The sequence below is a fragment of the uncultured Thiothrix sp. genome (genome assembly GCF_937873765.1).
GTDB lineage: Bacteria > Pseudomonadota > Gammaproteobacteria > Thiotrichales > Thiotrichaceae > Thiolinea.
This window is the reverse complement of the sequence record NZ_CALMZC010000038.1, coordinates 1-22,168: the sequence shown is the minus strand read 5'-3', so window position 1 is coordinate 22,168 and position 22,168 is coordinate 1. Positions and strand designations below refer to the sequence as shown.

General features: G+C 45.7%; 16 protein-coding genes. 9 read left to right on the top strand and 7 right to left on the bottom strand.

Annotated features, from left to right (window positions below):
* Positions 1-7: 7 nt before the first annotated feature.
* Positions 8-5,884, bottom strand: coding sequence for an MG2 domain-containing protein (locus Q0307_RS10430; RefSeq protein WP_298660256.1), 5,877 nt, complete (start codon positions 5,882-5,884; stop codon positions 8-10).
* A 168-nt stretch (positions 5,885-6,052) separates the two neighbouring features.
* Positions 6,053-7,702, bottom strand: coding sequence for a vanadium-dependent haloperoxidase (locus Q0307_RS10425; RefSeq protein WP_298660254.1), 1,650 nt, complete (start codon positions 7,700-7,702; stop codon positions 6,053-6,055).
* 248 nt (positions 7,703-7,950) lie between these two features.
* Between Q0307_RS10425 and Q0307_RS10420 the strand changes: the two genes are divergently transcribed.
* From Q0307_RS10420 to Q0307_RS10395, 6 genes are all read left to right on the top strand, one after another.
* Entirely contained in the window at positions 7,951-8,640 is a 690-nt protein-coding gene (locus tag Q0307_RS10420) for a TetR/AcrR family transcriptional regulator (RefSeq protein ID WP_298660251.1), read from the top strand.
* A complete protein-coding gene (locus tag Q0307_RS10415; RefSeq protein WP_298660248.1) occupies positions 8,637-10,058 on the top strand; it encodes an efflux RND transporter periplasmic adaptor subunit in 1,422 nt (473 codons plus the stop codon). Before Q0307_RS10420 ends, Q0307_RS10415 begins: the two co-directional genes overlap by 4 nt.
* A gap of 2 nt (positions 10,059-10,060) precedes the next feature.
* Positions 10,061-13,198 (top strand): efflux RND transporter permease subunit, encoded by a 3,138-nt coding sequence (locus Q0307_RS10410; RefSeq protein WP_298660246.1) that lies wholly within the window; start codon positions 10,061-10,063, stop codon positions 13,196-13,198.
* Positions 13,199-13,276: 78 nt separating this feature from the next.
* A complete protein-coding gene (locus Q0307_RS10405; protein ID WP_298660243.1) occupies positions 13,277-14,899 on the top strand; it encodes an ABC-F family ATPase in 1,623 nt (540 codons plus the stop codon).
* Between the two features lie 11 nt (positions 14,900-14,910).
* Positions 14,911-15,837, top strand: a complete 927-nt coding sequence (locus Q0307_RS10400) for a hypothetical protein (protein ID WP_298660241.1) — start codon at positions 14,911-14,913, stop codon at positions 15,835-15,837.
* 39 nt (positions 15,838-15,876) lie between these two features.
* On the top strand, positions 15,877-16,122 hold the full coding sequence (locus Q0307_RS10395) for a DUF6489 family protein (RefSeq protein ID WP_298660239.1): 246 nt from the start codon (positions 15,877-15,879) through the stop codon (positions 16,120-16,122).
* Between the two features lie 18 nt (positions 16,123-16,140).
* Here Q0307_RS10395 and Q0307_RS10390 read toward each other — a convergent pair whose 3' ends face one another.
* Both Q0307_RS10390 and Q0307_RS10385 read right to left on the bottom strand, forming a co-directional pair.
* Positions 16,141-17,004, bottom strand: a complete 864-nt coding sequence (locus Q0307_RS10390) for an NAD-dependent protein deacetylase (RefSeq protein WP_298660236.1) — start codon at positions 17,002-17,004, stop codon at positions 16,141-16,143.
* Positions 17,005-17,050: 46 nt separating this feature from the next.
* Positions 17,051-17,515 carry an OsmC family protein gene (locus Q0307_RS10385; protein WP_298660234.1) on the bottom strand — a complete coding sequence of 155 codons (465 nt, stop codon included), beginning with the start codon at positions 17,513-17,515 and terminating at the stop codon, positions 17,051-17,053.
* A 191-nt stretch (positions 17,516-17,706) separates the two neighbouring features.
* On the opposite strand from Q0307_RS10385, the gene Q0307_RS10380 reads away from it, so the two are divergent.
* Positions 17,707-18,249 (top strand): DUF924 family protein, encoded by a 543-nt coding sequence (locus Q0307_RS10380; RefSeq protein WP_298660231.1) that lies wholly within the window; start codon positions 17,707-17,709, stop codon positions 18,247-18,249.
* Here the strand turns inward: Q0307_RS10380 and Q0307_RS10375 are convergent.
* The 3 genes from Q0307_RS10375 to Q0307_RS10365 are packed head-to-tail and all read right to left on the bottom strand — an operon-like array spanning position 18,246 to position 20,975.
* Positions 18,246-18,767 carry a disulfide bond formation protein B gene (locus Q0307_RS10375; RefSeq protein WP_298660229.1) on the bottom strand — a complete coding sequence of 174 codons (522 nt, stop codon included), beginning with the start codon at positions 18,765-18,767 and terminating at the stop codon, positions 18,246-18,248. The two genes, Q0307_RS10380 and Q0307_RS10375, sit on opposite strands and share 4 nt — an antisense overlap.
* Before the next feature lie 58 nt (positions 18,768-18,825).
* Positions 18,826-19,521 (bottom strand): response regulator, encoded by a 696-nt coding sequence (locus Q0307_RS10370; RefSeq protein ID WP_298660226.1) that lies wholly within the window; start codon positions 19,519-19,521, stop codon positions 18,826-18,828.
* 2 nt (positions 19,522-19,523) lie between these two features.
* Positions 19,524-20,975, bottom strand: a complete 1,452-nt coding sequence (locus Q0307_RS10365; protein WP_298660223.1) for an ATP-binding protein — start codon at positions 20,973-20,975, stop codon at positions 19,524-19,526.
* Positions 20,976-21,114: 139 nt separating this feature from the next.
* On the opposite strand from Q0307_RS10365, the gene Q0307_RS10360 reads away from it, so the two are divergent.
* Together Q0307_RS10360 and Q0307_RS10355 are read left to right on the top strand one after the other, a co-directional pair.
* Positions 21,115-21,675, top strand: coding sequence for an HPP family protein (locus Q0307_RS10360; RefSeq protein ID WP_298660221.1), 561 nt, complete (start codon positions 21,115-21,117; stop codon positions 21,673-21,675).
* Positions 21,676-21,850: 175 nt separating this feature from the next.
* The gene (locus Q0307_RS10355; protein ID WP_298660218.1) at positions 21,851-22,138 is read left to right on the top strand and encodes a hypothetical protein; all 288 of its coding nucleotides are present in this window, start codon (positions 21,851-21,853) and stop codon (positions 22,136-22,138) included.
* Positions 22,139-22,168 lie beyond the last annotated feature (30 nt).

Here is a 22,168-nt window from a genome sequence, read left to right as displayed (position 1 = left end):
AATAGAGTTAGTTAGTGGCTTCTTCCTCTTCCTCAAGTGCATCAGGATTGGTATCCGTTTCAGCTTCTTCAGCCGCTATTTTATCGCTAGCAGCCACAGTTGTTGGTGTAGCTTTGAAGGATTCAGCACTAGCACTAGTGGCCGAAGGAGCAGCCGGAGCGGGTGCAGTTTTCACAATACTGACTGGTAAACCAGCCGTACGCGCACGGATAGCAGGCTGATACATCGCTTCTGCACTTAATCCGGGGAAATAATATTTCCCTAAATAAGCAGCATTCATACGGATTTTCACGTTTTGGCTTGCACCAGCGGCTAAATCAAAATAACTCAACACACGATCATCACGCAGATCTTGATAGCTCAAACCATTGCTAGCAGCCGGTGGTACGGGGGTTTCGGTGCTTTCACCTTCTGGTGTAGTCGTAGTGGTGGTTTCTGTTTCAGCCGTACCAATTTCTACACCTGAAGGGACTAAAGCTGATAAGGCTAAATGCTTAAGATTCTGGGTAGTAGCATTGCTAACGGTAATACTCAGATCATAATCCTGCCCTTGTTGTAGGCGCAGATTAGGATCAGCCGTTTCAGCATCCCAAACCTTATTACCCGCTTTATCCAACAACTCCGCTTGAATATGCAGACCTTGGGCTTCCGCTTGCTCATTACCCATTTGCGCAATACCACGTTGGTTCAAGCTAGCATACAGCTTGTTTGCGCCCTTATTGCTTACAGTCAACACAAAGGCATTGTCATTGGCAGCTAGTAACTGACTCAACACCGGTTGCGCACTATTGAGCGCGATAGGTGTTGCTTGATCAAGCACATAGTCAGCCGTCACTGTTTCTTTCATCGTACTGAGATAATGCGAAACAGATAATAAAGCCCAGCTTAAATCATGAGTGTTGAAAGCTTTAGTGCCATCCCCTAACTCGGCTGAAATCTGCTGTACCACTAGATCTGCATCTTGAGGTCTTTTCAGGGTCAATAAAGTTTCTAATTGCAAACCTAATTGGCCTAAGCGTTGGCTAAAAGTCGCTTCAGATAAAGACGCAGTTAGATTATTTGCGACTAAGCCAGCCGTGGTTTGTTGAGCGGCTTCTGCTTGGCCTGCTTGTTGATAAGCCGCTGCTAATAACCAGCGAGCTTGCTCATTGGCCTTACCAGATTCACGCAAGCGGTTCATCGCGCCCATTTGGGGTTTGCCGGCTGCGGCTAAGACATATAAGCGATAAGCTTGAATCGCACTGGTGTCTTCAGCCGTCGCAGCACTCGTCCAGTCTTGGGCTTGGCGCACTTGATAAGCTTGCCAAGCACTCAGCAAACTCAAAGGCACGTTATAGCCCTGCTTTTGCGCTTCGATTAAGAAATGACCTGCATAGAGACTTGCCCAATCATTTGCCTCCGTTGAACCCGGCCAGTACATTAGATTCCCACTACTGGCTTGGAAACTAGAGAACTTGGCAATGGCACGCTTCACATAGTGCTCAATTTTTTGCTGACGTTCTGGCTCTAATTTAAGCAGTTTCGGCAAATACAATTGTGGGAATACCGCTGAAGTCGTTTGCTCCAAGCAGCCATGAGGGTAGTTAATCAGATAATCTAAATGTTGCTCCAGATTCAAATTCGGGAGCGGCGACAACTCAATACTTGCTTGATTGGTACCTGCTAAACCAAAGGGTGTTAGAGTTTGTTTCCAAGCAGCATTTGGGTCTAGATTACTACTGACCGTACGTACACTGGGTAAATTGGGGGTTTGCACTTCAATATTGACTTCATGGCTACTGGTTTGATCGCCACTTTTTGCAGTGAAACGCAGTTTGCCTTGCATCGGTTTATCGCCTGCCTTAATGAAAACGGTAGCTGTTTTTTCACCCGCTTGAGTGAATGGTACGGTGATCACAGGCCCCACACTGGCAAAGGCGGCATCAGCTTCTGCTTTCACTTCGACCGCTTTCAGATTGGCATCCGCGACAAATAAAGTCAGTGGGACTTCAATGCTTTCACCCACTTTCAAGGTACGGGGTAGTGAGGATTGTAACATCAAGGGTTGCCGTACAAAGACGGGCTTTTCAGCCATCCCATAAGCATTATTCCCTTCAGCGGCAACGAGCATTACCCGCACAGCACCGAGATAAGAGGGCAGCTCTACAGAATGCTCACGTTTTTGGCCTGCGTCTAAATGGAAAGCCCCCAAGAACTTTACGACCGGAGGGAAGCGTTTAGGCTTATTGGCCGCATCATCAATTTGCGCTTCATCACCACCACCAATGGCTAACATACGTTCTAAATTGCCGCTATATGCACCGATGACACTATCGAATAAATCCCAAGTTTTAATCCCTAAAGCTTCTTTACGATAGAAGGCTTTATGCAAATCAGTTACTTGGAAGCGGGTTAAGCCTAATAAGCCCTCATCAACCACCGCTAAAGTGTAATCCATCGGGCGACCTGTTTGCTCAGCAACAGTGAAGAGCTGGGTACTTTCTGGCTTCCATTCATCGGCAGCTTGAATCGTGGGTTGCAACTTAGTGCTTGGATCTTCTACTAAGAGCGGAAGCACACCATATAAACGTAAGGGGCGATCATTCTGCTTATTCTGATGACCTTGCAGTAAACTAATGCTCACATAAGCATTGGGTGCCATCGCATTGGTGATCGGAATACTCACTTGCCCGCGTTGGCCATTGAACTCAATCCAGCGTTGCTCAAGAATTTGGCTACTGGTTTCTACGGTCAATAAAGCACGGCCTGCTTGCGCTTCTGGCAATTGGATTTGCGCGGTTTCCCCCACTTTGTAATTGGCTTTATCACTAGTGAAACGCAACATAGCCGCTGCACCACTACCCTCTTCTTGCGCACGCCCTGCCCAACCCGGCCAATCCACATAGACCGTTTTACCCGTGCAATGTTTGCCTTGTAGGTCACATGCACGCACTAAATAGCGTCCCCAATCGGGGTATTTAATCTGGAATTTCCATTCACCTTTACCATTAGTAGTACTGACGATGGATTGTTGCAGTTTGCTGCTATGGCTGGAGTCAGCGTATTCAGCTAGGGAATCGGGGGTTTTATCCCACCACCATTTCCAGTCGATTTTGTAGAGGGTGACTTCGACTTGTGGCAAGGAAACTTCTTTACCTTCAGCATTTAAACTTCCAATCGACACCGTATGCTCGGTATCGGTGAGCAGCATATTGCGCTCAGCATCGCCCTTGGGCAGTTTGATACCCACATAGTTTTCAAAGGGATAGTAATCCAGCTCTTGCTTGCTAATGCTAAAGCCTGCGCCATCTTCAAACACTCGACTGGTAAACCACGCACTGAGCATCCCCGGAGCCGCTTGCTCAGGTTGAAAGCCTTTGTTAAAAGTTAGATAGCCTTGATTATCTAAGCGACCTTCTAGCAATTGCTGATCTTCGCTATCCAGTTTGCGGGTTGGGTCATCGAAAGTGTAGTCGCTGAAAGTGCCAAAGCTAGTGGTTTTTTCCCGCAACCGCACACTAACATCAGCTTTCAAATTACCGGCTGTACCACCATGCAGCCATTGCGCAAATAACTTAGCGTCCGGTAAAGGCTTATAACCGAATAAAGCCGGTACACCATAATTTAAATCCACCTTGAGACGATTCGGGCGCACGGTTTCGATCTTTAAGGATTTATTGAAGGTACTGCTACCTAACACCGCTTTCACCAACCAATCACCGGTTGGATCGCTATCCGCAGTTTTCAAGTTAAAGGTATAGAAAGGCCCCACAGGCTGCCGACTAGTAATGGTTTGCTTGAGCTTGCCGCTGGGGTCGAATAATTGCACAGTAACCGGATGGTTGGGCGGCAGTGTTTTACTTTTATCCTGCAAAGCAAAGGTGAGGTGAATATCATCTCCGGGGCGCCAAACCCCACGTTCCCCATACAAGCTGCCTTTTAAGCCTTTGCTAATGGTATCGCCGCCAATATCGAACTGGCTGACTTCGAGAGCATTATTCGCATTGATCTTTAAATAAGCTTTGTCATTGCCTTGTTGAGCAATTAACAGAAAGGGAGTACTGGGGGTAGCTAATGCTGCAAAGCCCTCAGCATTGGTTGTCCCAGTCGCTAACACTTGGCCTTGAAAGTTTTTCAAGGTCACGCTGGTATTAGCGGAGGGTGCAGCGGTGCGTAAGTCTGTAGCAACGATATGTACTTTGCCCACAGTATCTTGTTTGGCAATTAAACCTAAGTTACTCGCAATGAAATTGTGCGTGGCTCTAACGGTATCGCTGTAATTAAAATAACTATCGGTACAGGCGTCATCACGCTTTTCCCAATCGTATTCAATGTTTTCGCTGCTGGCATAGTATTCAGAAATACCATCCCAACCACTGGCGGCGGAGCTATCGTAATCCTCACTGCTGGCTAACGGTTTATTCTGAATTTGCGGTACTGGTGTACCTACGGGGCAAGGGAAAGTCGAATGGCGGCGATCAATCGCTAGCTCTAAGCGATACATCGCGCCCGGTTTAGTTTTGAATAAATCGCTAGCGTTGATGCTATAGCGATTCCATTGATTCGGATTGGCTGCATTCAAAGGAATCGTTTTGCGCCAAATATACCGTCCAACCCGCTCGGACTCAGAATCGCCGTCGAGACTATTCACTTGCAAGAATTGCTCGATTTTTTCGGGGAAAATCTCCATCGCAGTTATCTGTACTGCATTCACCCCACGCGCTTCCAGCGGAATCTCCATAGCTTGATTATCTGGCAGGATGCTACCTTTACCCACAAAACGAATACCCGGCTTAGGCGGATCAAGGGTAATACTTTGCTCAGTGCGCTCAGCAATTTTGCCTAATTCTGCAGAAGCGGCTTTAATCCCTGCATTCAGAATCATTTTATGCTCGCCCGGCTCTAGCTCCGCTGCGGGATAAACTAATAAGCGATTACCGACAATTTGCGTTTTAACTTCACTCGTACCTAACTGCACCAAGCCGGTTAAATCTTGTTGTGGGTCAAGAGGGTCAGAGAAACTAATACTGACATAAGGTTTGCCATCCGCCTGATCACTTAGGGTTTCAAAGCGCGTGACAGTAAAACTTTTAATACTCGGCACGGGTAACGCTTTTTGGCCAATGCTATTAATACCAACAGCATTGAGTGCTTTACCATCCCATTTTAAATTCAAATCGGTCGCGAACGTCTCACGCGGAATCGCTTTAACCGTAAAGCGGTGCTCTGTACCACTTTCATCATGCTCCCAACTAATCGTCAGGGGCTTTTGCTGCACACTCGCTTGTAAGACTTTTTCAATTTGATCGGGCTCCACATAGTCAGAGCTAAAGACTTTACCACTCAACTGTAATTGATTCGTTTGATCAGGAACAGGATCTAAGCCACTGGTCTGAACTTCTAGTTCTAAAGCTTTGGTTTTGAAAGCAAACTCTAGTTCAGGCGTATCGGGAGCGATATTGAGTAAACCTTGCGGTTTCAGCTTGAGCAGATAAGCCTGACCCGAGGCCAAGGGTGCATCGGGTAAAAAGATAATACGATTCGTCCCGTCAAATTGTGCTTTGCCAGGGACTTGCGGGGTTAAGCTGATATAAGCATCTGCACTGGTTCCAACCTTATCGGCCGAAACAATCGCTTGACGGAAACCTAAACTGATGGGTTGGTTACGAACTTGAATGGGATTCGGGCGCTGTGCGAGTAATTCACTAGCCATGCGGGCTGGATCAAGCACTGGCTTAGCTGGCGCTACATTAGTAGCAGTGCTAGTGGTATTCGTCTCTGGCTGAACGCTCGTACCAGTAGCATTAGCCGGCGGTGTACCCTCACCACAACCACCCAAACCGAGCGCACCTGCAAACAGTAAAGTGAGTGGTAAAGCCCTTCGTTTCAAAGGCATTAATTTCATTATCGATCCCCGCAAAAGTGTAAGTTATTGTCCCTTAATTTTAGACAGACATTCTAAGCTTTTGTTGTTAGAAAAAAATATTTTTAGTGGATTTTTGCTGCAGGTTTTACGGGTAGAAATAAAGAACTCCCTAAGCAAGCTGATACCTAGGGAGCCTGTCAGGGAAAATTAGAAGTTCACGGTTTGTCCATCAAACTTAGTTAAAGTGAAAGTTGTTGAACTTCCCTCGTTTAGCAGCAATTTAGATTCACTCAATAAATTAAGAGCGACTTTTTCACCTAATAACAAACCTTGGATAGCATCTTGACGGTAGTGTACACCTGCATAATCACGCGCAATCGCAATATTTCCTGCCAATTTATTCAGCTCAGTGCCTACAGTTAAATTCGCAGCGTTATAAGGCAGTAAACTCAAACCATCATCACTGACTAGCACATTGTTATTCAGACTAAAAGCTTCATTAAAGAAAGCCTTTAGAACGGTCGTGCAAGCACCCGCAATGGTGGCATGACCGGAGGGATAAGAAGGATGCGTTGGTGAACCTTCTGGGTAAACTTGTGGCAACAAGTAACTATCGTAGCGGGAGAAAATCTGTTGTGCACCTGCTGAATTTAATAAGCTCGCATGCAGCGGATAATTAGCAGCACCACGTATGTGATTATGAATCCGTCCTGCTAAGACCTCAGGCCGCAAGGAGCGGTGTACATGCCATTTTTGATGCCAAGCTGCTTTCAAAGCGGCATAAGCGGCTCTGGATACCATGTCTAAAATATGTGGGCCACCGAAGGTAATAAATCCAGCTTGGCTAGGCGAGCTGGAATAGAGATGTGTATCACGTTGAGCATTTAAGCCCATTAGAATTAAAGCTGCATTTTGGAAAGCTTGGAACGTAAAGTCCTTATGTACCCACTCTGCCATATCATGGGCATTGCGCATATAACGTGGAGTGCCATCAAACGCCGTGCTGGTAGCAGCCGGTGTACCCCGCTGAATCGCTAACCATTGATCATAGTTAGTCATATGCACATCACCAGCAACTGGCACTTTATAGCGCTGTTGTATTGTAAAAGGGCCGCAAGGTACATCGCGCCATAAGAATTGTGAAACTAAGGGACCTGTAGCATCACCCGGTAAACCAACGCGGAATAAATTCCCTGCATTCACATGGCTATAATTTTTAAAGCGTTTTAAGTCATTAATGGCTGCTGCGGTTTGTGGCTCTTGACCGTATTGGGAGAAAGGCACATCCAAAGCTAGTGCATGCCAATACATTTCTACCATCTCACCCGCTAATGACTCACTAGATAAGGAATTGAATGGTGGGCAAGCGTAGGTATGGGAATCTCCGCCTTCCAATTGATAAGCCAAGGCCGCTTGTGGATTAGCTAATTTAACGCTGCCACCCATTGGAATCGCTTCATAATCGCTATGCCGACCGGAACTAATGGCCTTTAACAAACGGTCATAGGCCAGCACTTCAACTTCGCCTAAGTTGTTATGAGGTAAGCCTTTAGAGAAGTTTGCAATTTTACCAGTATATAAACGTTCATCAGCATTCGGAGTTTGGCTTGGAATGCTCAAGCTGTACTGGATCATGGCAGCGAATTGACGAACGGATAGACTCTTGCTACGACGAGTCAGAACATTTGTGGATGGAGTCGTACCATAATAAAAGTCTGCTGCCTGAACTTTGTTTAAAGCACCCGAAATCAAGGGCAAGGAAGTAATAGAAGCTGCTGCAACACCCAGATTTTTCAAGAAACTACGACGACTGCTGGTAACTTCAGTAGTATTAGTGATCTCTGTGGATTTGTTCATGACACTCTGCACTCAAATTTAATAAGTTAATTTTTTATTAGATAAAATTATTGGATATTAAGGAGAGGGTCAGCTATGCGTAGCACGATAAATGGTAGTTATTGGGTGACAGATAAAAATAACTAATGCATCCAAAATGAGAGTACAAGCGTAATTAGCCAGTTTTTCAGCAAGCTTTATAGAAAATTAAGTCTGAATAGACAACTGACTCGCAGTCATTTATGCTTTCTCTCCAGCGGCTCTTCGCTATGCAGAAGCAGAGACAGTTAGCTATGCCCCCACGCGCCATTCATCCAGAAGAAAAGCTGCGCAAGCGTGCGTCTATTTTGGATGCAGCCCAAGATTTATGGACAACTCATACCGATCGGCTCAGTAGTATGGATGCCCTCGCTCAAGCGAGTGGAGTGGCTAAAGGTACTTTGTATTTATATTTTCGCAGTAAAGAAGAAGTACTCTTAGCTTTACATGAACGCGATATGGAGCAGTTTTTTGGACGGGTGATTGAACGTGCCCAGCAAGCTGAGCCAATGAAGGCGCAAGACTTATCTAAGTTGGTGATTGAGTCCATCCAAAACTCACCCACTTTTATGCCACTAGCCGCTTTATGTTTAGGTTTAATGGAGCGGCATATTCCCGTTGAGCTAGGTGTGGCTTTTAAGCTGCGCATAACTGAACAAATTGATAAGGCCGTACTGGCTCTACGACAGCATTTTCCCACTATTAGCTGCGAAACCATGATGCAATGTTATGCATTAATGTTAGGTTTGTGGCAACTGATTAAGCAAAATCCTGTGCACCAGCATTTAGTGACTCAAGGTATTGAAACGAACTGTAAAATTCCTGTCACTGAAGAGCAGTTCTTGCAGTTTTTAGGTAATAGCCTGTCAACCCTCCTTATCGGCCTTCTTGCTCAAGCCCATCCGGAGCATTCTTTATGAAACCAGCTTTAGGATTATTAGGTTTACTGGCTGCCTTCAGCCTAACTGCCTGCAAACAAGAAAGCGTCGAAGCTGAGCCACTTCGACCCGCCCAAGTTTGGCAAACTCAAAACACAATGGCTCAACACACCGAAACCTATAGTGGTGAAATTACAGCTCGCCAAGAAGTTGATTTAGCTTTTCGTGTCGGCGGCAAGCTGATTGAGCGCTTAGTGGATGTTGGTGCAGCCGTTAAACAAGGCCAAGTCTTAGCGCGCTTAGACAATGAAGATTCTAAACTTGCAGTCAATCAGTCAGCGGCTGGTTTACAAGCTAGTATGGGCAGCCTCAGTTCAGCACAAAGCAATTTAAGTGGAGCACAAGGCCGTTTGGCCAGTTCTAAAGCTAATTTAATTGCAGCACAAGCGAACTTAGATACAGCTTACAGTGCAGTTGATACGGCTAAATCCAGTGCTGCTGCCGCTGAAGCATCTGTTGGGGTAGCGCAAGCTGAAGTCGAGAATGCACAACTAGAATACAACCGCACGCTTAAATTAATTAAGCAAGGCTTTGCTAGCCAAGCCGTCTTAGATGGCAATACCCAACGTCTTAAAAGTGCACAAGCGAATTTGAGGTCGGTACAATCAAATGTTGCAGCCGCCCGCGCCCAAGTGAAAAGTGCAGAATCTAAAGTCGCTAGCACTCAAGCTCAAGTGAGCGCTGCTGAAGGTGATGTAGCGGCAGCAAATGCGAATATTCAGGCCTTAAACGGGCAAATAAAAAGTGCTCAAGCCCAAGTGGATAGCACTCAAGAACAGCTCAAGCTCATTAAAAATCAATCAGGTTATACCAGCTTAAACAGTAATGTAGATGGAGTAGTCACGCGCACGCTCGTGGAAGCTGGTCAAGTGGTGGCTGCCGGACAGGTGGTCGTAACTATCGCAAAAGCCGGTGAATATGAAGTACAGATTCGTGTTGGAGAGCAAGCCATCCAGCAAGCGAAAGTCGACACCCCAGCTAGCATTCGTTTATGGGCTGATAACCAGCAAACTTTAAAAGGCAAGATTCGTGAAATTGCCCCTGCTGCGGATGCAAATCGGACTTGGCTGGTCAAAGTCGCCGTGGAAGACCCCGAACAAATTTTGAAATTAGGCATGACGGCTACGGTAACTTTCAGCCAAGACTTAAGTATGCCCGTCACTTGGTTACCACCCACTGCTTTATTTCAACAAGGTGAACAAGCGGCTGTTTGGCTAGTGGATGCGAATCAGCAAACGCAGCTTAAACCGGTTAAAGTGGAGCGCTATTTGAATAATGGTTTGCTTGTGTCTGGCTTAGATCCGAATCAAACCGTGATTGCTGCAGGTGCCACGCGGGTACATGCTGGTCAGCAAGTTGTCCCCGTGCCTTATAATGGCGAAGCCAAACCAGAGCTGTAAATATGGGCAAAACTAATTTATCTAGCTGGGCGCTCAAGCACCAAAATCTTGTTTTATATTTTTTTGTTTTAATCATCATTTTAGGTATTTGGGGTTATACCAAACTCGGTCAAGCCGAAGACCCCCCCTTTACCTTCAAAGTCATGTTGGTACAAGTTCGTTGGCCGGGTGCAAGTGCTTTAGAAATAGAAAAAGAAGTCGTCAATCGGATTGAAAAAGTGGTGATGGAAACCCCTTATGTCTCTGATGTACGCAGCTACTCCATGCCTACAAGTGCCAATATTATGGTGATCGGGCGTGACAGTGCCGAATCCAAATATATGCCTGACATGTTTTACCAAGTACGCAAACGCGTACAAGATATTAAAGCTACTCTGCCTCAAGGCGTACAAGGGCCTTTTTTTAACGATGAGTTTGGCGATACCTTCGGCAATATTTATTCTTTATCGGGCGATGGCTTCAGTATGGCGCAACTGCGGGATGCAGCCGATCAAATCCGTAAGGAGCTATTACGCGTTCCGTCGGTAGCTAAAGTGCTCTTGATTGGTGAACAAGCTGAGCGCGTTTATATTCAATTGAGTAATGCCAAAGCGGCTAATCTCGGTATTACCCTTCAACAGCTACAAACCACCTTAGCTAAGCAAAATGCTGTCGTGGCAACCGGTGAATATGAACTCAGTAGTGACCGAATTATTGTCAATCCTACCGGTCGCTTTACCGATGTAGACAGTATTCGTAATTTGCCATTACAGATTGGCACGCAAACCTTAAAACTACGGGATGTCGCCGAAGTAATACGGGGTTATAGCGATCCACCGACTGAACTGTTTCGTTACATGGGCAAGCCCTCTTTAGGAATTGGTGTGTCCATGCAGCAAGGTGGTGACATTATTCAGTTAGGCAAAAATCTCGAAGCCACTATGCAACGTATTCAAAATCAATTACCGCTTGGGATGGATATTCGTGATGTTAATAATCAGCCCGTGGCCGTTAAAGACTCAATTAATGAATTTACCCAGTCTGTATTTGAAGCTGTAGTCATCGTATTGGGGGTTAGCTTCTTAAGCTTGGGTTTGCGGGCTGGAGCTGTAGTAGCGTTTTCGATTCCGTTAGTGTTAGCCGGTACTTTTTTCTGTATGTTCCTGTTCAATATTGGCTTACACAAAATCTCTTTAGGTTCGCTGATTTTAGCACTTGGGCTGTTAGTCGATGATGCCATTATTGCCGTCGAAATGATGGCACGGAAACTAGAAGAAGGTTTTGATCGCCTAACTGCCGCAAGTTTTGCCTACAGCACCACAGCTTTTCCAATGCTGTCTGGGACTCTGGTCACAGTGGCTGGTTTTTTGCCGATAGCTACTGCTAAATCTGCCACCGGCGAATATACTCGCGCTATTTTTGAAGTCGTGTCGATTGCCCTGATTTTATCTTGGTTTGCAGCAGTTATTATTGTGCCTTGGTTAGGCTACCATTTACTAAAAATTACTCCACATAGCGAGCGTGAGCACAACAAAAAGTCAGGTTTGCTTGGAAAAATACAAGGCGCTGAACACAAGATGACTGATGGTTTTTCTAACTGGTTTCGTCGCCTGATTAATCGCTGCGTGAATTATCCTAAAACCGTGATTCTGATTACTTTATTAGTGTTCACTAGCTCGGTGTTTGGATTTAAATTAGTTCAACAGCAGTTTTTCCCCGACTCTATCCGCTTAGAATTATTGGTAGATTTAAAACTACCTGAAGGCGCTTCAATTGAAGCAACTAAGCAAAATGTAAACCGTGTAGAACAATATTTAACTACTCAAACCGAACATATTGAGAACTTTGTGAGCTATGTGGGCACAGGTTCGCCACGTTTCTATTTGCCCCTCGATCAGCAATTACCGAATCCGAGTTTTGCGCAATTTGTAATTACCACTAAAGGCATTCCAGATCGCGAAGCTTTACGTAGTAAGTTGATCGCTTTAATGGATAGCGAGCAATTTTCGCAATTACGTGGGCGAGTATTGCGTTTAGAAAATGGCCCTCCAGTGGGTTATCCGGTGCAATTCCGCGTCTCAGGCGATGACTTATGGCAATTGCGTCATCTCGCGGAACAAGTAGCTACTTATATGCGGGTGAATCCCAATTTGCGGAATGTGCATTTAGATTGGAATGAATTGCGTAAGTCCGTCCGACTGCAAGTGGATGCAAACAAAGCGATTGCCTTAGGTATCACACAATCAGATATTAACCAAGCCCTCTCAAGCACATTGCAAGGGGCTGCTGTTGGAGAGTTTTTGCAAGGCGATCAGGCCATTCCGATTATGGTACGCGGCGATACAAATGATCGGAATAATATTGAAGCTCTAGCATCACTCACCATTCCCACCACTAATGGTAAATCAGTGCCTATATCGCAAATCGCACATTTAGAAAATGTCCAAGAAGAAGGCTTAATCTGGCATCGAAATCGTGTCCCGACCATCACAGTCAAAGGTGATATTTACAGCACTGTGCAAGCGCCAACTGTCACTAATGAAATCATGGCAAGAATTAGCCAAGACAAATTCGTTGAGAATTTACCGCTAGGTTATAATTTTGCGATCGGTGGGAGTGTCGAGGAAAGTGCTAAGGGCGGTGCTTCGATTGCTGCGGGCATGCCTTTATTCATCATTGCTGTGCTCACGATTCTGATGCTGCAATTACAAAGCTTTCAGCGGGTGGTGATGGTGGTGTTAACGGCTCCTTTTGGTTTGATTGGTGTCACCGCTTTTTTATTACTCTTTAACAAGCCGTTCGGTTTCGTGGCGATGCTGGGTACGATTGCTTTGTCGGGTATGATTATGCGCAACTCGGTTATTTTGGTAGATCAAATTGACCGCAATATTGAAGATGGGATGATTCCGCATCAAGCGGTGGTGGATGCGGCTGTTAAACGCTTCCGCCCGATTATGCTCACAGCCATGGCGGCTATTTTAGCGATGATCCCTCTGTCAAAAAGTGTATTTTTTGGCCCTATGGCAGTGGCAATTATGGGCGGCCTATTAGGTGCGACCTTGCTGACTCTATTGTTTTTACCTGCTTTATATACACTCTGGTTTAAGTTGACGCGAGGGAAGAAGGCGTTTGAGGAGCTTCCGCAGCAAGTTTTAAATTAGCAACAACGCTGCGTGCACAGCACAAAACTGCTAAAGTATCTGCATTAATACGCCTAGTTTTGCTTACGAGGATACCCTGTGCTAGTTGCCGCTAATGTCACCATGCAGTTTGGTGCAAAACCCTTATTTGATAACGTCTCCGTCAAGTTCGGTGACGGCAACCGCTACGGCCTGATTGGCGCGAATGGAGCGGGAAAATCGACATTTATGAAAATCCTTTGTGGGCAGCAAGAGCCTACTCATGGGAATGTTTCTAAAGACACTAATGAGCGCATGGCCTATCTGCGCCAAGACCAATTCGCCTATGAAGAGATGCGCGTATTGGATGTCGTCATGATGGGCCATGATGACATGTGGAAAATCATGTCAGAGAAAGACGCGATTTATGCGAATCTCGAAGCGACCGAAGATGACTACATGCGGGCGGCGGAACTCGAAGGTCAATTCGCCGAAATCGACGGTTATACCGCTGAAGCACGTGCGGGTGAGTTATTGCTCGCGGTGGGGATTCCGGTCGAACAACACAATGGCCCGATGCGTGAAGTCGCTCCGGGTTGGAAATTACGGGTACTGTTGTGCCAAGCTTTGTTTGCAAATCCTGATATTTTGCTGTTGGACGAACCCACCAATAACCTTGATATCAACACGATTCGCTGGCTAGAAGATACCCTGAATAATCGTGAATCCACCATGATTATTATTTCGCATGACCGGCACTTCCTCAACCAAGTCTGCACGCATACGGCGGACTTGGATTACGGCAAGATTCAGGTTTATCCGGGCAATTACGACGAATTTATGGAAGCGGCCACCATGGCTCGTGAGCGTCAAGCGAATGCGAATGCGAAAGCTAAAGAACGGATTTTAGAGCTGCAAGATTTCGTGCGCCGTTTCTCGGCGAATAAATCTAAAGCGAAACAAGCGACCAGCCGCCGTAAACTGATTGAAAAACTCAAGCCAGAGGATGTGAAACCGTCCAGCCGTCAATATCCTTGGATTCGCTTTGAATACGATGAAAAAGAGCGTCTACATCGCTTTGCGGTGGAAGTGGAAAACCTCAGTTTCGGCTATGAAGGGATGGAGCAACCCCTGATTAAGAACTTCAGCTTCACCGTCGAAGCCGGTGAAAAAGTCGCCGTGATCGGGGAAAACGGGGTGGGGAAAACCACACTGATGAAGCTCTTACTGGGGCAGTTACAGCCACAAAAAGGCACTATTAAATGGGCGGAGAAAGTGCGCATTTCCACCTATGATCAAGATCATGAAGATGAATTCAAAAGCGACCGCGCCCTCACCGATTGGATCGCCGAATATGTGCGTAAACAAGGCTATGAAGGCGAAGATGCGGAAACCCAAATTCGCGGCACTTTAGGACGGCTGTTATTTGGTGGTGATACTGTGAAAAAAGCCGTAAAAGTCCTATCAGGTGGTGAGAAAGGCCGGATGATTTTTGGGCGGATGATGCTGTCGCGTACTAATGTGATGCTGATGGATGAACCTACCAACCACTTGGATATGGAGTCTATCGAGTCTTTGAACGGTGCTTTAGCACGTTACGATGGCACGCTAATCTTCGTTTCCCACGACCGCGAATTCGTAAGCTCCTTAGCCACTCGGATTTTCGATGTGAAAGGCGATGGCTCGATAGTAGATTATCGCGGCACGTATGACGAATATCTAAACAGCCAAGGCTTAGAGTAAGGTAGTTTATCTTGCAGCTCACTAGACTTCGCTCTTTAGATTTAGCCGAACCCACTGCCATTGGCCGCCCGCTGTTTTTGGCAGCAGCGAGTGGCTTAGTCAGTGTCGGCGATTACTTATATGTGATAGCCGATGACGAAAATCATTTAGGGATTTTTTCACGTAGCCAAACCGCGCCCGGACGCTTATTGCGTTTATTGGAAGGTGCTTTGCCCGATGAGCCAAAAGAACGCAAGGCATATAAACCCGACTTTGAAGCTTTAACCTTACTACCCGCTTTTGGTACTTATCCCAACGGTGCATTATTAGCACTTGGCTCTGGCTCAAAAAAACGCCGTCGTCAAGGAGTGCTCTTGGGTTTGGCGGCTGATGGGGCGATTAATACATCACCGCTCATCATTGATCTAAGCCTCTTATATGCAAAACTCTCCGAGCATTTCGCTGATCTGAATATTGAGGGTGCTTTCGTTGATGGCTATTTGAATTTGCTGCAACGGGGCAATCAAGCGGCTAATAGCCAGAATGCTTGTATTCGTTTAGAGCTCGCACAAACTTTAAGCACAATCACTAAGCAGCAAAGTTTAGTGCCGGAGCTGATTATTTCGATTCAAGCCTATCCATTAGGTGAAGTCGAAGGTGTGCCCTTATGCTTTACCGATGCGGCTTCTTTGCCGGATGGTAGCTGGGTGTTTTCTGCAGCAGCAGAAGCCACCGATAATAGTTATGCGGATGGTGACTTAGTAGCAGCAGCTCTGGGTGTGATCAATGCTCAAGGTAAGCTAGTTAATTTGACGATCTTAGATAATCGTTACAAAATCGAGGGTATCACTGCACAAGTCGAGGGGAATCAGGTGCACTTGCTCTTAGTGACTGATGCAGATGACCCAAAGCAAGCAGCCGTATTATTAAATGTGAGTTTAAGCGGCTATCCATTTTAAGACTTAAAATAAAAATCGTTCTGCTGAGGAGAGAAGACGATGAATATTAAAATCGACGTTGAGGTAACGCCTGAGGAAATGCGTCGTCTGGTAGGCTTACCAGATGTACAGGAATTCAATAGACAGGTCATGGATAAGATGCTGGAGCGCCTGACTTCGGGTGCTGATGGCTATGATCCTATGGGTTTTTTTCAGTCTTCCATTATGAATAACGCTGATTTTGCCAAACGTTGGATGGATACTTTTAATATTTTCAGCGGAAAAAGTGGCTCCAGTAGCTCTTAATTGCTAGCCTCTAACCTTTTAATCCTCGCAGTTACCTTGGAGCTGCGAGAAAAGGCTCTCCACTAACTCATTTAACACTGCTCCACAATCTGCCCGAATATGTAATTGCGCTATTTCGTCCGCGCGCGTGTTCCCGGGATTAAGTAAAATAATCGGCTTACCCCATTCTTTGGCACGCACGCAAAACCGATAACCTGAATAAACTTTGAGCGAACTACCAACCACGAATAAAGCGTCAGACTTTTCCAGTGCAGTCAAACAGTTATCTACCCGTGTAACTGGAACAGTACCCCCAAAAAATACGACATCAGGCATCAGTACACCCGCGCAAACTAAACAAGTAGGTAAGTGTAAATGCGCAAAATAATCATCTGCTAAGGCCGCATCGCCATCAGGGCGAACTTCAGCTTGCAAGCTTGGTAGCTGAGGATTAAGTTCTGCTAAGCGTACTTGTTGTTCAGCACGCGTAGTCTTTGCTCCACATTGTAAGCATATGACTCTCTGCAAGTTGCCATGTAAATCTACTACTTGTTCACTGCCTGCTGCTTGATGCAGATTGTCTACATTTTGTGTCACTAGCTGCTCAATTAAACCCAGTTTTTCTAATTGGGCTAGAGCCTGATGAGCTATATTAGGTTGAGCTTGAGAGATACTTGGCCAACCGACAAAGGAACGCGCCCAGTATCGCTTACGCACAGCTTCTTTTTGAATGAAATCATAGTGCTGCAACGGTGTACCACGCTGCCATACCCCATTTTCATCCCGATAAGTAGGAATACCCGATGCTAAGCTTACGCCAGCACCAGTTAATACTAGCAAACGTGGATGGAGTTGAATGAAGCGGTAGAGTGTATCGGCTTGAATACGCAATTGATTTGCCAAGTCTAGTTCCCTTTTTTCATAGATTTTTAGCTAGGCCTATAAAATCTTACTGGGCACTAATAGTTATCTGGGTTTTCACTGAATTAGCAATAAAACACTCTTCGTGTGCCTCATCATGCATCTGCTGAATTGCTGCTAGTGAAGGTAGTTTAACTCCTGAAAATAGAATTTTTGGCTGGAGCACCACTTCTGAAACCCAATATTTTTTGTGTGCATTAGCTGTCATCACACCTACCGCTTGATCATGATAAAAGTCGACCACAAAACCTCGTTTTGCAGCAATCGATAAGAACCACAGCATGTGACAACTTGAAATAGCTGAAACAAAAGATTCCTCTGGATCAACTGCCTGAGGTGCTGACAACGGCAGCGGAACTACCCAAGGGGAGGATGAGCCGATGACTTCGATGCCCCCATCAAATTTCATAAGATATTGTCGACTGTAACGATTATCGAGAAAAGCTTGTTGCCCACGCTCCCAAATCACTTCTGCTGTATATTGATGAGCCATTTGTTCCTCTGACATAAGATCTAAGCTAAAGTTAATAGGCTATGCTTGCGTACTGAAGACACAAGCTTGAATGATTCATCCTAGCTTGCTACTAGGCAATTATTGACCCAGCGGTTCAAAACCAGCTTATTATAGAGTTTGTCTAGACTCCTCTATAATCCCCTCATCAAGAAAAAGTTTTGGAGCCAGCGATGCAGATTAAGGATATTTTAGATTTTTGGTATACGCCTCCAATGCAGCAACATTGGTTTAGCTCAACACCCACTATTGATGCAGAGATTCGTGAACGTTTCGAGAATACTTGGGCTGAAGCCAGAGACGGTAAATTAGATTCATGGAAACAAACTGCCGAAGGCTGCTTAGCTCTGTGTATTGTGCTCGACCAATTTCCATTGAATATGTATCGCGGTGCAGCGCTTAGCTTTTCCACGGAGCAGCAAGTCGTAGCCGTAACTAAACACGCGCTTGCGCAAAGCTTTGATCAGCAATTGCCACCTGAACGTGTGATGTTTTTGTATATGCCCTTGATGCACAGTGAACACTTAGCGGATCAGGATGAATCAGTGCGTTTATTTACAGCCGCTGGTTTGACCGAGAATGCACGCTTTGCAGAACATCATCGTGGGATTGTGCAACGCTTTGGGCGTTTTCCCCATCGAAATGCCGCCCTAGGGCGGGAAAGTACTCCAGCCGAACTAGAGTACCTAAATTCAAAAGAGGCTTTTAAAGGTTAAAAACTATCTGTGGGGCGGCGTAAACTCGCAATCAGCATCACTAACATGCCTAAGGCCATTACCACTGAGCAAATCATTAAAGCCTGAGCCATTGATAAGATCTGCGGAATCACCCACGGGGTATAGCCGCAAGAAGTCAATGGCTCAAATACAGCGGGTAGCCATTTGTTGAGCGCCAAGAAACTCGGGAAATTCGGGTTCATTGAACAGGCTCCATCCAAAAAACCCATTTCAGTACCTAAGGTGCGGTAAGAGCGCTCCACAAAGCCTAATGAACTGAGCAGCACTAGTAGATTCGAAATAATTAAACCAAGACGATTATTGCGGAGGATAAGGCCCAGTAGGGAAGCCACGAAAATCCCCAAAATCCACGCACGAATATGTACGCAGAGTACACAGGGATCGTAATAGAAAGCATATTGATAAACTAAAGCAGCGCCTTCTAGCGCAATACACAGCACAATCAAGATCAGCCAAAACGCAGCAGAACGGTTCCAACGTGCAAGTCTTTCTAGCATTTAAAATACAATCCTTGATAGTTCTTGTTAGCAAAGGTACATCTTTGCTGCTTTTATTTTAATTGTCTATGCTTGTTGTATCAAACTTATACCCCACGCCATAAACAGAACGAATCACTTCTTTCTCAGGAATAGCGGCTTCGAGCTTGCGACGCAGATTCTTAATATGGCTATCGACCGCACGATCCGTCACGATGCGATGGTCATTATACAAATGATCCAAGAGGTGATTACGTGAATAAACCTTACCGGGATTGTTAACAAACTGCTGCAATAGCCGAAACTCTACTGGTGTTAGCACTAAAGCCTGCCCGTTAATGCGTACCTCCATGCGCTCTGCATCAATCTCAATCCCAGTTTCGACTAATAATTCACGAGCTGGCATCGCTGCACGGCGCAGAATATTTTTCACCCGCACCACTAACTCACGCGGACTGTAGGGCTTACAGACATAATCGTCTGCACCCAACTCCAAACCCACTAAGCGATCAATTTCATCCACTTTAGCAGTTGCCATAATGATGGGTGTATCGGTGAATTGACGAACTTCGCGGAAAATCTGTAAGCCATCTTTGCCGGGCAGCATTAAATCCAGAATAATTAAATCCGGCTGCTGTTCTCGTACCCAAGCGACCACGTCTAAACCATTCGCGAGCCAATCCACCCTAAAGCCTGATTGCTGCAAATATTCTCGCAAAACTTCGGCCAGTTTCGGCTCATCTTCCACAATTAGAATATTTTTTTGCTTATCCATGCTTATGCTGTTACATCGGCTAGAGGAAATTCAACATACACCGCTAAGCCCCCTAAAGGCGAGTGCTGTGCATAAATCTGTCCCCCTAAACCTTCGACGATATTTTTACAAATCGACAAGCCTAAGCCAGAGCCACCTAAGGCACGACTACGCGACTTATCTACCCTAAATAAACGATCAAACAAGCGGGGTAACGCAGCATCAGGCACACCGGGTGAGCTGTCTTGTACAATCAATACTGCGTTACTGCCTTTTTGCTGACTACTTACCACCACCCGACCCGGTGTATCGGTATAGCGATAACTATTTTCTAGCAGGTTTCCAAACACTTGGCGCAGACTTTTATAGTCTGCTTGAATAACTAAAGGCTGAGGTTGCAACCGAGCTTCTAAACTTAAGCCCTTACTGGCAAGACGGACACTACTACTTTGCAGGAGATCTTGCAGCACCTCGTTCAGATCTAACACCGTCAGATCTGAACGATCCAACTCGCCTGCATCGGACATCGATAGCTGATGCAAATCATCCACCAATTTACTCAAAGATAAGACCTCAGCATGTAGAGAACGAATTCGCTCCGGCGTAGGGCTACGAATCCCATCTTGTAACGCTTCAATTTCGCTACGTAACACCGCTAAGGGTGTACGTAATTCGTGGGAAATATCCGCAATCCATTGAGCACGCTGTTCTTGATGCTGTTGCAAAGACTCCGCCAATTGATTAAAGCGCTGTGCTAAATCGCCCAGCTCATCGCTCGAACTCACTGAAATTTGCGTGCTGTAATGTCCCTCACTTAAGGTCTTTGCACCCTGCATCAAGCGCTTCACCGGACGCACAAATTGACGGGCTGCTAATAAAGCCATCAATACTGATAATCCTACTGCGAACAATCCGATCAAATAAGCATTGTGTGCTTGCTGTTTACGAAAGGTTTCAGCGATTTGATCCGTGATTAAAGTGCGTTGAATAATTTGTAGCCAACCCACTGTTTGCTGATTCACCGTAATTTCTAAACTGGTGGATTTATCTTCAGGGCGAAGAACAGGCATACCAATCAGGACTTCGCCATTTTTCGTTAGTAAGCGTAAACGCCCCGCTAAACTTTGATTAGGCGGAGGGGGAGGTGGCTGATTATTCTCTTGCCGACTACGTGTATGATGCACGTCATTGAGGAGGCGGTCAGCACGGCGTGCGAACCGGCCTTCGCCAATTTCAGCTAGCAATAACGACCAATTGCGACGGTCAGTTCGCAGACTATTCCAACTACCTTGCTCTTCCCAAACCTCTTCCAAACGTTCCACGAGCCGATGAGCACGCTCTAAATCATTGCGATATTGATAATCCGCAAAGCCCGTGCGAAAACTCCAATTCATGAAAAACATCATGAAGAGAATCACCACCAAGGTAGTGGTGAGAATCGTCAGCAAGAGTTTAGAGAAGATGGTCATTTTCATCGACTTATAGTAATCCCTAAATGCGTAGGAAAAATGGAGGGCATGCATGTAAATAGCAAAAATTCTGGGCGGCCTATTCCTTCAAGCTAATAGTTGCAACGATAAGTCGGGTTAGAATGCACCAAAACAAGGAATTTCTATGTTATTACTTAAATTGAATAACTACCTACAAAAGATGAAAGGGGGTGGCAATCGCTCACCTCATCCGATTCACTGGCGTAATGCGCTCTGCTCATGGATTGGTGGTTTCTTAGGGATTGCTTTAGTAGGCTGGCTCGATAGTCGCATGAGTTTAACGACACAAGATCATTTACTGTTGATTGGTTCTTTTGGTGCAACCGCAGTACTCCTATACGGTTCACCGAGTGCGCCTTTTTCTCAACCGCGCTATGTATTAGGCGGACATCTGATTTGTGCCTTAGTGGGTGTGAGTTTCTATAAATTACTCCCTGATCCTTTATGGTTAAGCTCTGCTTTGACGGTAGCGACTGCTATTGTGCTGATGTACTTAACCCGCACGACCCATCCTCCGGGCGGCGGCACTGCCCTGATTGCAGTAGCAGGTAGTGAGCGAGTGCATGAATTAGGTTATTGGTTCGTGCTTGATCCGATTTTGCTGGGCGTCGTTTTACTCTTAGTCGTCGCATTATTCATTAATAATCTGTCGCCGTTGCGGCGTTATCCGAATTACTGGTTTTAAGCAAACTCCTTATTTTTTTCTGCTAGATGTGAAGTATCAATTTTAAACATCAACTTGAATGAGTTAGGTAGACTTGCTCAAATTTTCGGTATACATTCTAAACTAGACTCCATTGAAATCTGAGGGTGGTTGGCAACTAAACTCAGATTTAAAACCCCGCACAGGATTTTATTCCATGTCTTTGACGAAACTACTTGCTTTCGATACTCAAAGTCTTAGTGAAGCTTTTCTTCAGCTCCACGCTCAAGCGGGGTTTTCCCGTTTACCACCTTCCTCTTTATTACATGACTCCGTGCCTATGTCGTTTGTGATGAGTGCGGGTTTAATTCAAGTAGAAAATGATTTAGAAAAAATCATTGCCGAAACTAACGGCCAATTTGCGTTTACTCAGCCCTGCTTTCGACATTTTGATATGCAGCAGGTCGGCTTAGATCCCACTCGGGTCATGCACCAGAGGAGTTGAAGAGCCACTAAAGCGGTAGTAACTTAAGCG

Excerpts from the sequence above, each read along its gene's own strand:
- Q0307_RS10385 (WP_298660234.1), bottom strand. The coding sequence starts at position 17,515 with ATGGCTCATCAATATACAGCAGAAGTGATTTGGGAGCGTGGGCAACAA.
- Q0307_RS10425 (WP_298660254.1), bottom strand. The coding sequence starts at position 7,702 with ATGAACAAATCCACAGAGATCACTAATACTACTGAAGTTACCAGCAGT.
- Q0307_RS10360 (WP_298660221.1), top strand. The coding sequence starts at position 21,115 with ATGTTATTACTTAAATTGAATAACTACCTACAAAAGATGAAAGGGGGT.
- Q0307_RS10430 (WP_298660256.1), bottom strand. The coding sequence starts at position 5,884 with ATGAAATTAATGCCTTTGAAACGAAGGGCTTTACCACTCACTTTACTG.
- Q0307_RS10375 (WP_298660229.1), bottom strand. The coding sequence starts at position 18,767 with ATGCTAGAAAGACTTGCACGTTGGAACCGTTCTGCTGCGTTTTGGCTG.
- Q0307_RS10420 (WP_298660251.1), top strand. The coding sequence starts at position 7,951 with ATGCAGAAGCAGAGACAGTTAGCTATGCCCCCACGCGCCATTCATCCA.
- Q0307_RS10415 (WP_298660248.1), top strand. The coding sequence starts at position 8,637 with ATGAAACCAGCTTTAGGATTATTAGGTTTACTGGCTGCCTTCAGCCTA.
- Q0307_RS10355 (WP_298660218.1), top strand. The coding sequence starts at position 21,851 with ATGTCTTTGACGAAACTACTTGCTTTCGATACTCAAAGTCTTAGTGAA.
- Q0307_RS10395 (WP_298660239.1), top strand. The coding sequence starts at position 15,877 with ATGAATATTAAAATCGACGTTGAGGTAACGCCTGAGGAAATGCGTCGT.
- Q0307_RS10410 (WP_298660246.1), top strand. The coding sequence starts at position 10,061 with ATGGGCAAAACTAATTTATCTAGCTGGGCGCTCAAGCACCAAAATCTT.
- Q0307_RS10380 (WP_298660231.1), top strand. The coding sequence starts at position 17,707 with ATGCAGATTAAGGATATTTTAGATTTTTGGTATACGCCTCCAATGCAG.
- Q0307_RS10370 (WP_298660226.1), bottom strand. The coding sequence starts at position 19,521 with ATGGATAAGCAAAAAAATATTCTAATTGTGGAAGATGAGCCGAAACTG.
- Q0307_RS10365 (WP_298660223.1), bottom strand. The coding sequence starts at position 20,975 with ATGAAAATGACCATCTTCTCTAAACTCTTGCTGACGATTCTCACCACT.